13 protein-coding genes are annotated in these 13365 nt (G+C 33.7%); all 13 read right to left on the bottom strand.

What is annotated here, in order from left to right; genetic code table 11:
* Positions 1 to 2: 2 nt before the first annotated feature.
* The 13 genes from infB to HCAN_RS07585 all read right to left on the bottom strand — a co-directional run bounded on the left by infB (position 3) and on the right by HCAN_RS07585 (position 13293).
* On the bottom strand, positions 3 to 2642 hold the full coding sequence (gene infB, locus HCAN_RS07645) for a translation initiation factor IF-2 (RefSeq protein ID WP_006656538.1): 2640 nt from the start codon (positions 2640 to 2642) through the stop codon (positions 3 to 5).
* A complete protein-coding gene (locus HCAN_RS07640) occupies positions 2642 to 2881 on the bottom strand; it encodes a DUF448 domain-containing protein (protein WP_006656537.1) in 240 nt (79 codons plus the stop codon). Before HCAN_RS07640 ends, infB begins: the two co-directional genes overlap by 1 nt.
* Positions 2882 to 2901: 20 nt before the next feature.
* On the bottom strand, positions 2902 to 3795 hold the full coding sequence (thrB, locus tag HCAN_RS07635; protein WP_006656985.1) for a homoserine kinase: 894 nt from the start codon (positions 3793 to 3795) through the stop codon (positions 2902 to 2904).
* 10 nt (positions 3796 to 3805) lie between these two features.
* On the bottom strand, positions 3806 to 4348 hold the full coding sequence (locus HCAN_RS07630) for a DUF6115 domain-containing protein (RefSeq protein WP_006656984.1): 543 nt from the start codon (positions 4346 to 4348) through the stop codon (positions 3806 to 3808).
* Between the two features lie 2 nt (positions 4349 to 4350).
* Entirely contained in the window at positions 4351 to 4878 is a 528-nt protein-coding gene (locus tag HCAN_RS07625; RefSeq protein ID WP_006656534.1) for a hypothetical protein, read from the bottom strand.
* Position 4879: 1 nt separating this feature from the next.
* Positions 4880 to 5734 (bottom strand): menaquinone biosynthesis prenyltransferase MqnP, encoded by an 855-nt coding sequence (mqnP, locus tag HCAN_RS07620; RefSeq protein WP_006656533.1) that lies wholly within the window; start codon positions 5732 to 5734, stop codon positions 4880 to 4882.
* Complete coding sequence (locus tag HCAN_RS07615) at positions 5734 to 6276, bottom strand: DUF502 domain-containing protein (protein WP_006656532.1); 543 nt, start codon at positions 6274 to 6276, stop codon at positions 5734 to 5736. Before HCAN_RS07615 ends, mqnP begins: the two co-directional genes overlap by 1 nt.
* Positions 6277 to 6369: 93 nt before the next feature.
* Positions 6370 to 7653 (bottom strand): ComEC/Rec2 family competence protein, encoded by a 1284-nt coding sequence (locus HCAN_RS07610; RefSeq protein ID WP_006656983.1) that lies wholly within the window; start codon positions 7651 to 7653, stop codon positions 6370 to 6372.
* A 13-nt stretch (positions 7654 to 7666) separates the two neighbouring features.
* The gene (locus HCAN_RS07605; RefSeq protein WP_006656530.1) at positions 7667 to 8491 is read right to left on the bottom strand and encodes a universal stress protein; all 825 of its coding nucleotides are present in this window, start codon (positions 8489 to 8491) and stop codon (positions 7667 to 7669) included.
* 179 nt (positions 8492 to 8670) lie between these two features.
* Positions 8671 to 9720: a tRNA 2-thiouridine(34) synthase MnmA gene (mnmA, locus tag HCAN_RS07600; RefSeq protein ID WP_006656982.1), complete on the bottom strand. Its 1050-nt coding sequence runs from the start codon at positions 9718 to 9720 to the stop codon at positions 8671 to 8673.
* 89 nt (positions 9721 to 9809) lie between these two features.
* Entirely contained in the window at positions 9810 to 10031 is a 222-nt protein-coding gene (locus HCAN_RS07595) for a hypothetical protein (protein ID WP_006656527.1), read from the bottom strand.
* Positions 10032 to 11264 carry a malic enzyme-like NAD(P)-binding protein gene (locus tag HCAN_RS07590; protein ID WP_006656526.1) on the bottom strand — a complete coding sequence of 411 codons (1233 nt, stop codon included), beginning with the start codon at positions 11262 to 11264 and terminating at the stop codon, positions 10032 to 10034.
* Between the two features lie 88 nt (positions 11265 to 11352).
* A complete protein-coding gene (locus HCAN_RS07585) occupies positions 11353 to 13293 on the bottom strand; it encodes a translocation/assembly module TamB domain-containing protein (protein WP_006656525.1) in 1941 nt (646 codons plus the stop codon).
* Between the last annotated feature and the right edge of the window lie 72 nt (positions 13294 to 13365).

The raw sequence follows: 13365 nt of genomic DNA, 5'->3' as shown, positions 1-13365 counted from the left end.
AATTAAAAAGTCCTTTGCTTTGCAACCTCTTTGTAAGTTTCAAACACATCGCCCACTTGAATATCATTGTAATTTTCTAGCATAATACCGCATTCAAAGCCTTTTTGCACTTCCCTTGCATCATCTTTGAATCTTTTAAGCGAGGCAATATTGCCTGTGTGGATTACCACACCATTGCGGATTAAGCGGACTTTGATGCCTCTTTGTATTACACCATCGCTAACAAAGCAACCCGCAATTGTCCCAACTTTTGCGATATTAAATGTTTCTCTCACTTCAGCTTGTCCCGTATTTTCTTCTTCAAAGACAGGAGAGAGTAAGCCACCAAGTAAGGCTTTAATATCATCAATAAGCGCATAAATGATAGAATAAGTTTTAATTTCGATTCCAAGTTCTTTGGCTTTGTTTTTTACGCTTCCTGTTGGACGCACATTGAAACCTAAAATCACGCAATTGCTACTTGCTGCAGCTAGTGTAATATCACTTTCAGTGATTCCACCCACACCTTTGTGGATAATATTAACTTTCACTTCTTCATTTTGCAATTTTTCTAGGCTGCCTTTAATGGCTTCTAGACTTCCTTGCGTGTCTGTTTTAATAATCACAGGTAGATTTTTTAGTTGTCCTTGTGCTACCATAGAGCTTAGTTCATCAAAAGAAACTTTTGTTGAATGTGAAAGTTCTTTTTGTCGTAAGTGTGCCGCACGCTTTTGTGCATAATCGCGTGCGATATTATCATTTTCTACTGCCAAAAGGATAGATCCAGCAGGTGGAACTTCATTAAGCCCAGTGATCACACCCACTCCAGAAGGAGTAATGGTGGTGATATTTTTACCTAAATCATCACTAATTGCCCTAACTCTTCCATAAGCTGTGTCAGCAATAATGCTATCACCTATTTTGAGTGTTCCATTTTGCACAATGAGAGTAGCAACAGGTCCTTTGCCTTTTTCTAGGCTGCTTTCAATGACAACAGCACGAGCAGGTTTGTTTGGATTGGCTTTTAGCTCTAAGATTTCAGCTTGGAGTAAAATAGTCTCTAATAAATCATCAATCCCTTCGCCTGTTTTGGCAGAAATATGCACAAATTCATATTCTCCTCCCCATTCTAGCGGAGTAAAGCCAAGCTCGGCTGCTTCAGCTTTAACCTTATCGGTATTGGCTTCAGGCTTATCAATTTTATTTACTGCAATAATAATAGGTGCGTTTGCTGCTTTTGCGTGGTTTAGCGCTTCAATAGTTTGAGGTTTGATACCATCATCAGCCGCAATAACAATAATGGCAATATCGGTTACTGAAGCACCTCTTGCACGCATTTCACTAAAAGCTTCGTGTCCTGGAGTATCAATAAAAGTAATTTGCTTATTGTTTTTAGTGATTGTATAAGCTCCAATATGTTGCGTGATTCCCCCTGCTTCTCCTGAAGCAATTTTGGTATTTCTAATATAATCAAGTAAAGAAGTTTTACCATGATCAACATGCCCCATAATCGTAACTACTGGAGCGCGTTCCACTAAGTCTTTAGAATTATCTTCATCTTCATGAAGTTGCGTATAATCAAGCTCTTGAGCTGTGTTTTGTAGTTCAATTTGGATTCCAAATTCTTCTGCTAGAATCTCAATAGCATCTTTTTCTAAAAAATCATTTTTAGTTACCATCATTCCAAGATTAAAGAGAACTTTAATCACATCGCCTGTGCTACGACCAATCTTTTCTGCAAATTCATAAGCTCTAATTTCTTCTGGAATAGTAACAACACCTTGCACAGCTTCTTGTGTTTTTTGCGGCTTTGGAGCTTTTTTGCGATTTGATCGGCGTGTGCTACCTTGCTCCATAAAAGGATTGTGGCGTTGAATCTTGATTCGTTCTGTGGTGGCTTTTTTTTCGTTTTCTTCTTCATCCATATCCACTTCATCTTGCACACTCAAATCAAATAATATAATTCCTTCATCTTCATCTTCATCAGAACTTTGAAATTCGCGATTATCCAATAAATCCATTTTGTGCTGATTGTGTTTTTTAGAAACAAGGGAAACCTTTTCTTTTTTCTTTTTTCTTTCTTTCTTTTCGGCGTGATCATTGTCTAGATTCCCTAGTAAATCTTGTAAAGTTTTGGCGGGTTCTTTTTTGTCTTCTTGAATTTTAATGGATTCTTCTTGGATTTCACTTTTGAGATTATTTTTCTTAACAATACGCAAACCTGTGCGTTTAATTGTTGGATTATCTTGTGCGGTTGTCTTTGGAGATTGGATTTCATTTGTGGGTGTAGTTTCTTTTGGAGATTCTAGAGTTTCTATAATTTCTTGATTTTCTTTTGGAGTAATTTCTTTAGCTTTTTTATCTTTTGAAGTTTCTTTGGTAGTTTTGGTGCTTGTTTTGGTTTGGGTTTTTTTAGCACCTGATTCTTTGGCAGTTTTTTGATTTTTTGATTCTTCTTTTATTTTCTTTGCTTCAGTTTTTGTTGCTTTGGTTTCTATGCTTTTCCCTGATAAAACATAATTGTATAATTCTTCTGCTTGTTCGGTAGTTACGGCACTAGAAGCAGTTTTTGCTTCAAATCCTAATTCTTGTGCTTTTTGAAGAATCTCTTTGCTGGTTTTTCCAATTTCTTTAGCGATTTGACTAATGCGGATTTTCTCCATTATATAAAAATCTCCTTTAATGATTCTTTTAAATTTTCTTTGTATTTTTTGTCAATTTTGCAAATTCTAGCGATAGAATTGATAAGTTTTGGGGTATTTTGGCAATTTTTACAAATATAAAAACTTCTTCCTTGTCCATTAAAAAGACTAAGTTTTGAATCCTTATATTGCAAACGGATAAGCTGCCTTTGCTCAAATCTTTCCCTGCAAACCACACACATTCTAATTGGATTAGACATAAAATCTCTATTATAACAAACTAGAACTTAAATTCATCATCAAAAACCACTCCAAAATTATCAAATTTTAATGGTAGCACTTTTAATCTTGGGAATTTATCATTTAGGGCTTTTTTGAGATTTTGGGTGTCTTCTTTGAAGCAAAGATTAAAAAAAGTTGAACCACTTCCTGAAAGAGTGCTCATTAAAGCTCCGTTATTGAGTGCGGTTTTTTGCACTTCAAAAAGAATGGGTATTTGCTTCATTCTAAAAAATTGATGAAAACGATCCATACTAGCTTCTCTTAATAAATCCCATTTTTCTTCAAAAAATGCACTAGCTAAAAGGGTGGAGTGAGAAAGATTAAAAATAGCATCTTTTTGAGAATATTTTTGGGGAAGGGTTTTGCGTGATAAATGTGTGGATATAGATTGATTGGGTATGACAACAATAGCTTCAATAGTGCTTGGCAGATTTTTTTTAATAAAACGCACTTGATTGCAAGAAAGCATACAGGCATTAAATCCCCCCACACAAGCAGGAGTAATATTATCTGGATGAGATTCATAGCGCAGTGCAATATCAAGAATCTTTTGTCTATCTAGCGGAATTTGTGCAACTTTAAAGGCAGCACTAATAGCACCAATAATAACAGCCGAACTACTTCCTAAACCCCTTGAAATAGGGATAGAATTTTCAAAGGTAAATTTAAAAGGAAGAGTTTTGCCAATGAGTTTTTTAAGTTGTTCATTGAAGATTCTAACAAAGACATTGTCGATTCGTAATTTGGGATTTTTAGATCCTTCTCCATGGATTTGAATGGAAGAAAATTTGGAAGGTTTTAAACTAAAGTAATTATAAAGCTCTAAGGCAAGTCCTAAGCTATCAAATCCTGGACCTAAATTAGCACTTGTAGCAGGAACGCGTAATAGCATCAAAATCCTTTTAATCTAAATTGGCAAATTTCAAAGTGAATTCTACTTCGCCCTTGCCAATTCGTAATTCTTTGGCAATTGAATCTACACTCCAACCATCTTTATACATTGCTACAATTCTTCCTTCATCAATGTTAGTAGGATTGCTTGGGGTGTAAGCAAATTCCTTGATTCTTTCTTCTAAGATAATGGTTTTGTTGTCCATTTTTTCTTGATAATCTTTCCATTCTTCTTGAAGGTTTTGTAAAGTGGATTTTAGGGGAGAGATTTGTGCAAACAGATTAGAATCAAGGACATTTTTCATCTCTAAGCGTGTTTCTTGATAGATTTGTTGCTTAAGAGATTGTTGGAATTTTTCTAAGTGATTTTCAGAATCTTTGAGTTTTTTTTGGAGGCGATAGACTTCTTTGTTTAATTCTTCAATAGAATGCTCATAGCGATTAAATCGTTTGGTGTTTTCTCTTTCTTTGAAATAAAGATAAAACACAAAAAGAATGAAAACAATTGCAATTCCAATGATAATCCAAAGCAAAATATTTTCGTCATTGAGCATTATTAAACTCCTTTGTTGGATTTGATAGAGCGAATGAGAGCCCTTTCTTTTGAAGCAACATAGCTATCCCATTCATTTTCATCGCGTGCATGAATTTTTTCAATTAATGCTAAATTAGTATGAAAAACAAAATAAATAGGAATAATGCGGGTAGGAAAAGTGGGCAATTCTACTCTGCCATAATAAAGGGTATCTTCTTGTAATGTGGAATCTTTTATTTTAAAGCAGCTATGCCCAATGGTGGTAATGAGTCCTTCATTGCTTAAAGGAATATAAGATTTAGTTTCACCTTGAATCTTGTGTTCTAGTAATTCAATCTTACGATAAATTTCAACTAAAAGTTCTAGGACTATTGTGTTTTCATTATCAAAATTTCCCTTTTTAGCACGCATTAAACGCAACCATTCACCTATTGGATCTTCATCGCTTTGCGTGAGTTTATTAAATTCAATAGCAAATTCTTCTGCGTTGCTATGTGCAGTGTCATAGTGAATTTTAAGAGCAGTATTAATTAAGCGACTTTTTTCCATTTTAATTCCTAAAAATCAAATCTAAAACACAAAAACCAAAGAATACGATTCCTAAATAACCATTAACAGCAAAAAAAGCTTTGGGGATATTTTGAAAATTCCTTGAAACTAGGAATTGTTCATAGCCAAGTGCTATTGTTGAAATTAAAAGCCCAATCCACATAAAAACGCCAGAATCTGAACTAATAATATACAATGCCCAAAAAATTAGTGTTAAAAGATGAAAAATCCGCGAAATCCAGAGTGTATTTTGCACTCCAAAAACGCTTGGGATAGAATATAAGCCTTCTTTTTTATCGTGTTCAATATCTTGCAAGGCATAAAGCAAATCAAATCCCGCTACCCAAAATAAAACGCCACAGCAAAGCCAAACACTCCATAGCGGAATCTCTCCACTAACGGCAGCTACCCCAGCAATAGGTGCCAATCCAAGTGAAAGTCCTAAAACTAAATGCGCTGCTGAGGTTAATCGCTTCATTAAAGAATAACTTGCTAAGATGAGCAGAATCGGAAAAGAAAGATAAAAGCATAAGGGGTTAATAAGCCAACCCATAAGGATAAAAATCAATGCATTAATAAAAATAAAAATAAGCATCGCAAAAGGAGAGATTCTACCATCAACGCTTGGGCGATTCTTGGTGCGTGGATTTGTGCTATCAAATTTCCTATCTGCATAGCGATTAAACGCCATTGCAAAATTTCTTGCACTAATGCTTGCAATCACACCAAATGCAAGCAGTTTCCATCCAAACCAACCTTGTGCGGCAGTTAGCATTGCAATAAAAATAAAGGGCATAGAAAAAATGCTATGCTGAAACATGACAAGTTCGCTAAAATCTTTTATTTTTTGCAACACTATTTAACTCCTAAAGAAATGATTTTTTTAAATCCATCACTGACTGATAAATCTGATATTCTTATGTTGTCCTTGTGGATTCTTAGGATAAAGCCTGAAGTGGGATTGGGAGTAGTGGGGACAAAAACCCAATAATGATCCCCATCTTCTTTGGTGATAAATCCCATAAGCTCCATATTTCCCATATCAACATAAGCTACACCTAAATAGCCCTCTTTATTCTTTCCAGAAAAAATATTTAAAACTTCTTTGATTCCAGAATAAATGCTTTTAACCACGGGAATCTTGCCAATGATGATTTCTGTAACTCTAATGAGTAAGAATTCCTTGTTTTTATCCACTAAATGCCCGATATAATAAAGTAAAGCAAGGCTAATTGCAAAGATTAAGAGCGTAATGGCTAAATTTGCATTAGTGATTCCAAAAATAGAATAAAAAATCGCAGCACAAAAATCATAAACAAAAGAAAAAATCCAAAATAGCAATAAAAAGGGTAGAATAACAAAAATTCCTTTGCTAATTTTTGAAATTAATTCATTCACAATCTTCCTTTGTAAGGGTAAAATAATCTAGGAATTTTAACCGATTTTAGAAAAAAAACCAAATAGAATTTTTTAATGTGTAAAAATTGAATCTTATAATATTTGAAAATACAAAATAATGCCATATAAATAATAAATAAAATTAAGCAAAAAAAGTGCAAAAAAAGCACTGCGGTAGAAAATAGCTAGAATCGTTAGGAAATTGCAAAATATAAAAAGATAAAAGCTAGGTTGTAAAATAATCGTGTGTGTTTCTAGGCTAAGCCACCACAAAAGCATAGAATCAAGCAATCCTCCAAAACCAAAAAAATGTGCAACAAAAATAAAAGGATAATACAAGCTAAAAAGGGGAGTAAGCAGGATTGAGCTAAGGGAGAGCGGAGAAAAAGGCGGAAAGAAATAATAAACCACAATGCCCATAAGAAAAAAAGTGGAAATGTTAATGCTAAGACCATAGAGAAGTTTTTTGAAAAAAGAATGCGGAATTTTAAAGTATTTAAAAAATAAAAAAATATATAAAACTCCAAGGCAGGAAAAATAAAATCCGATTGAAAAAATCAAAGAAGGAAAAAAGGCAAGAAGGATTGCAATGCTCCAAAAAAATGATTCCAATCGTAAAATATCTAAGCCCCTAAAAAGCAAAAAAAATGCAATGCAAGACATTGCCAAAGCTCTAAGATAAGAGGGGGATTGTGTGAGGAGGAAATAATAGCCAACAAGCAAAGACAAAACAATAATGCCTAAATCAAAATAGCGATTCCGATAAGGGAAATAGCGTCTGTGCAAGGGAGTGTAAATCCAGCCTAAGATTAAAAATCCTAAAGCACTTAGGATTCCAGTGTGATAGCCAGAAATGGCAAAGATATGGGCGATTCCATAGCTTTGGGCTAGTTCTCTCCAAGGCAGTGGCAAAGGATCAGATAGAAAAAGTGAGAGATAGTATTCTCCCATTAAAAGCGTTTTGTGCTGTTGTAAAATAAAATCCCTAAGGGGCTTTCTAAAATCTTCTTCTTGCATTAAAGCAAGTTGAAAACTTGGCGCATAAAAGCCTTTTATAAAATCCCAAAAATTAACCTTTTCTAAGATAATCTTTAAAGAGACTCTTTTGTTTTTTAGATTTTTTAAATCCTCCCAAGAAGTTGTGTAAAATGTCCCAAAGTTGCTTTTTAGTTTCAAAACAAAATAGCGTTTTTGCCCTTTGGTTTTTTGGTATTGCAAAATAACATTGGCTTGAATTTGGGGAAATTTTTGAGATTTTAGGGTGTGGAATTGATAGTATTTATAGCTTAATGTGCAAATTAATACGCCAAGCAAAAAAAGAGAAAAAACAAGGCGTTCTTTGTAATTGATAAAAAGCGGAGGGCAGAGATTTTTCATCTACCCATAAGGCTTAAAATTTCCAAATAAAGACATCAATTTTGGAATTTTCCAAAACATCCAATGCAAAAAAGCTTACTTTTCCGCTAGTGGGAAGAGCTATGAGTGAAGCATTTTTGTTTTCAGCAACACTTAAAAGTCTTGTATAAGAAAGAATTCCACTATCAAGCACCACTTCATTTTTATGTTCAGGGAAATTTTTAAGAAATTTTTTAGCCAATTCTTTGGTTTTGTTTTCTAAGGTTTGATTGAAATTTGAGATTTGTTCGTCATTGGCACCATAATGCCCAAGTCGAATTTCAAAAGGACGGCTAATCATATGATAGAAAATGAGATGAGCGGTAGGGAAGAATTTTTTGGTAATTTTAGCAATTTTGCTAGAAGCTTCACTAAAATCAGTGGGTGAAAAAATATTGGTATAATCAGGTAGCGTTTCATTTTTAGCCACTAAGACTGGAATAGGTGATTTTTTGACAATTTGTTTTGTGACAGACCCAAGTAAAATATCGGTTAAGTGTTGAGTTTCTCCTGTTGCGCCTATGCACAATAGACGGCATTCGCGTTCTTTAATGTGTTGATTGATTTCTTTATGGATTGTTCCTACATAACAAAATTGCTGCATTTCGACTTCTGGATTTGGGAAGTGGTTTTTAAGAAATTTTGCTAAGGCATCTTTACCGGCTTTTTTGTCTTTTTTGGGATTGTGAAATATGGAGTATTCTACAACATGTATAATATCTAAAGTGTATTGAAGTTTTTTAGCTAAATAGATAGCTTTAGTAAGTGCCATTAAGCTTTTTTGGGAAAAGTCTGTTGCAACTGCAATTCTGTTTTTCATTTTGTTCCTTCTTGTTTTAATGTCTAAAAATTATACCTCTCTAACTTTAAAACAAAGAAAAAGGATTGCAATTGCATTTCTTTTTCTTAATGAATTTGAAAATATTGTGAGAATTTAGGCGGTTTAGGATAGGATAGTGTGAAAAGTTGAAACAAATTAATACAATTGGATTTATTGGGTTAGAAATCCCCAATAAATCCACCGCCTAAAACTTCATTACCATTATATAAAACTAAGGCTTGTCCATTGGCTACGCCATAGGCAGACTCTTTAAGATTAGCGGTAATAATATCTTGATTGCCATTGCTCATCAAAGTGATTTGTGCTGGAATCTTATGACTTTTGTAACGGATTTTTACTTCGCAGTCTAAAACTTTGTTATCCTGAAACCATTCTTTAGGTAGTGAGAGATTGAGAGCTTGGACTTTATTTGTTGCTAATTCTTCCTTGCTACCTGCAATAATGGTATTATCCTGTGGATTAATTTTTAGCACATAATGAGGGGTGAGTGCGCCTTTAATGGTGAAGCCTTTGCGTTTGCCAATAGTGTATTGCATATAGCCTTTATGGGTGCCAATCTTATTGCCCTTAGAATCAAGCACATCCCCTTTTTGTTCGGTTTTGTGATGTTTTTTTAAGACATCAATATAGGAATTTTCAACAAAGCAAATTTCTTGAGAATCTTTGTAAGTCTCTAAAGTTCCAAGCCAAGGTAGTTCTTTGAGTGCAATAGGTTTAATTTCTTCTTTCTTTTTATCACCTAAAGGGAAGATGATTTTTTCGATCCATTCTGGTTTTAATCCAAAGAGAAAATAGCTTTGATCTTTGTGCGTATCAACTGCTTGAGCGATTCTGCCATTTTTAATTTGGGCGTAATGTCCTGTTGCTACAAATTCGCAGCCTAAATCTTTAGCAAGTTTAAAAGCAATATTAAATTTTACATTAGGATTGCACATTGCACAAGGATTAGGCGTTAAGCCTTTTTTGTAAGAATCGACAAAATAATCATAAACGCTTTTTTTAAAAAGTTCGCGTTCATCAACGATTTGATAGGGAATGTTAAGGGATTCTGCGCATTTTTGAATATTTCTAGTGTAGTAATCGTGTTTTTCTTCTTTATCGTGGAGTTTAAGATAAATTCCATAAACACTATAACCTTGTTTTTGTAGTAAATAGGCACAATAGCTTGAATCAACACCTCCACTCATCAACAATAACACTTTTTTCATAATTTTTTCCTTGTAGTATTTATTTTGAAAAAGACTCTTTATTTTGGGGAGATGAAATTGTAGCCAAAAAGGCTTAAAAATAGGTTTTTCTAGTCAAGATTTTTGGGAGTTTTTGAAATAACAAAGCGATTGTTTTCTAAGATAATAGGAAATTGTTCTTTGGTTCTTAGATCGATTAAAAAACATTCTTCGCCATTTTCAAGTTCATAGCGTTCTTTGGGGTAAAGAGAAAGTCGTCTTTGGACTTCTTCTAAATCTTCACACAAGGCACTAAAACCAAACATTACAAGTTTATAATCAAATTCTTCCATTTATAAAGCCTTTATTCTTGCGACACCACTATCAATAGCAGCTTGTGCTACAGCATTAGAGATAAAATCTTTAAGTCTCCAATCAAAAGGAGAGGGGATAATGTATTCTTTGCCAAATTCAAATTTTCTTTGGTGAATTTTTTCTAATTCTGCTTTTAGGGCTGGTGGTATTTCTTCTTGTGCGAGTTGTGCTAGAGCATTGGCTGCGGCAAGTTTCATTGATTCATTAATGCTTTTTGCACGTGCTTTGAGCGCACCTTTAAAGATATAAGGGAATCCTAAGACATTATTGATTTGATTGGGGTAATCGCTTCTGCCTGTAGCAATAATTGCATCAGGACGCACTTCCCTTATAAGTTTGGGATCGATTTCTGGGATAGGATTGCTCATTACAAAAATCATTGGATTTTTATTCATTCCTTCAATATCCTTTGCTTCCAAAATATCTCCTCTTGATAATCCAAGCACAATATCAGCACCATCTAAGGCTTCTTTGTAAGTGTCAATTTTTCTATCAATAATAAAATCTTTTTTGAAGCCATTAAGGGAATCTTTGCGGTGTGTCGTGATAGCACCTTTGCTATCAAACATAATAATTTCTTTTACGCCAAGTTTTTGTGCGATTTTTGCACAAGCAATTGCTGCACCACCTGCTCCTAAAACAACCATTTTTAAATCTTGAATATTTTTATTGGCAATTTTTGCACCATTGATAATGCCTGCAGCCGAAATAATTGCAGTGCCGTGTTGATCATCGTGCATAATGGGAATATCAAGAATCTCTTTAAGGCGACTTTCAATATAAAAGCATTCTGGTGCTTTAATGTCTTCTAAATTGATTCCGCCAAAAGTAGGGGCAATGGCTTTAACAATTTCAATGAATCTATCAGGATTGGTTTCATCAATTTCAATATCAAAGGCATTAATGTCGGCAAATTTTTTAAATAAAACCGCTTTTCCTTCCATAACAGGTTTTCCTGCTAGAGCTCCAATATTACCTAATCCCAAAACAGCAGTGCCATTTGAAATAACAGCAACAAGATTGCCTTTTGAAGTATATTCATAAGCTAAATTTGGATCTTTTTGAATTTCTTTGCAAGGCACTGCAACACCAGGAGAATATGCAAGAGATAAATCGTGCTCATTTTCAACTTTAGTTCTTGGGATGACTTCGAGTTTTCCACCTTGATGGTAAGGGAGTGAATCAGGATAGGTTTGCTTTAGATCTTCCATAATATTTGCCTTTAGTAAAATAAGTATGGAATTTAAACAAAAAAGAGATAAAAGTGAATTTAAATATGGCTAATTTAAAGATATTGTCTTATTGAATGGGTTTGATTCTTGGATGAGAAGTTTTGCCATAGATTGTGTATTTTGATTCTTTGGATTTTGTTTTAAGGGTGAAATCCCCTTCAATCTCTTTGGTATTAAGATTAGTAGTGATTTTTTGGGATTGGATTTTAAAGTTCTTGGATTGTAAAGAGATACGGCTTTGGAGAATCTCATTTTGTAGAGTGGTGTTATAAATATAGCCATTAAAGTTTTCTTTTGTGAAATTTTGTTTGCTTTTGTTTTGTAACTCTTGAAGCAAAGGAGTTGATTGGAATGAAAGACTATGAATATCAAAATTAATATTATTGATATGATTAATAAAGTCGCTATTAAGGCTAAAATTGCCTATTCCACTAAAATAGCGTGGAGCTTGATCAAAAAGTGTATAAATTTGACTAGAAGGGATTTGTTGGATTCTAAGTGCGAAGTTTTGGGGAGTTAGCATTAATGAAAAAGGATTTTGGTTTTGATTGTAATTAAGTGTGCCTTGGAGCTCAAAAGAATCTTCTGTGTGAATGCCTTGAGTGATTAAAGAGCCTTGAAGGGCGGTTTTATTGCGATAAGAAAGGTTTTGAAGTTTGGTGACTTCTAGTGTAGTTGGGAACTCAAATTTTAAGGACTTTAAGGTTAAATTGCCTTTTTGTGCTTGAAGTTTTAAGAAATTAGATTCTAAGAGATAATTAACTATTCCGCTTCCATTGGCAAGTTCAATTTGTGAATTAAAGGTAAAATTAGTTGAAGGGAATCCAATTTGTGTTTTTTCTTCTAAAAGGGGGCTATTAATAAAGAGATTTTGGCTATCAAGTGCAATAATACCCGAAATTCCTTGGGAAAAATCTCGTAAATCTACTTTTAAATCAACTTTGCCTTCAAAATAGGGATTTTTATTGAAAAGCAAGAAGAGAGATTGAGCTTTAAGATCTTTTGATGAAATTTTTAGAGTTTTTGGCTTTAGGTTTTGTAAATTGAGATTGTAATTAAGGGGAGAATGAGAAAGTTGTATTTCTCCATCTAAAAGCATATTTTTAAAATCTCCCTTAGCGATTCCTTTGGCATCAAAAGAACCATTGAGAGGAATTTTAAAAAAAGGTGAAAGAGGTGAGAGACTAGCTAGATTAATTTTAAAATTCGTGTTAGTAGCTAGAGAGTAGATATTAGTAGTTCCTTTTATAAGGGCATCGCCAATGGTAGAATAGATTTTTAAATAGTGCGTTAGAGCATTGTTTTGTAAAGTTGTTTCAAGTTTGCCTATAAAGCTTGTGTTTGGAATTTCTAGGTTAAATTCAGATAAAAAGAGGTTTTTATCTAATTCACCCCCTTCGATTTCTAGATCAAAAGTGCCATCATAGGATTTTTGTAGATGAGTGAAATTGGCATTTAAAGTAATGATTCCATCGCCATAGGGCTTTTCATTTAAGGTTTCTAAAAGGGAAGCTAGTGATCCATTGGTGAGATTAAGGTTGATAGTTTGTGGAGATAAATAATGAAGTGTAGCGGTTAAGTTGCTTTGAGAAAGAAAAAGATTGCTTGATGCATAAAGTGTGTAGTGGTGAAAATTTCCTTCAAAATTTCCCTCAATCCATTGATTGTCTCTAAAAGATAAGACTTTTTGATTAAAAAGAGTTTGAAAGCCTTTGGAGTTAATATAAAAATCACCCTTTAGGGTTTGTAAAAAAAGTGAATAATCGCCTTTTAAAAAAAGTTCTAATTTGTCATCTTGGGTGCTAAATTCGAGCGTAATAGTGCTTGGTGTGAGCTTGAAATTATGGCTTTTCCACTGCATTTGCGTGTGTGTTTCAAGCTTTGCTAAAAGGGCATTTTTGATAAAATAATTTCCTATGGGGGAGAATATCAAGACTGCCAATATTAAAGCAATAAGAATTAAACCAAAAAAACTAAGAAAAATTTTTGAAGATAAGACTTTTTTCATAACTTGAAGTCTAGTGAAAAAATAGTTAAAAAGACTTTAACAAGGTAATTAGTTTATAGAATAATTCTTGTT

Source organism: Helicobacter canadensis MIT 98-5491 (assembly GCF_000162575.1).
Taxonomy (GTDB): domain Bacteria; phylum Campylobacterota; class Campylobacteria; order Campylobacterales; family Helicobacteraceae; genus Helicobacter_D; species Helicobacter_D canadensis.
This window is presented reverse-complemented; position numbering and strand designations above follow the sequence as displayed.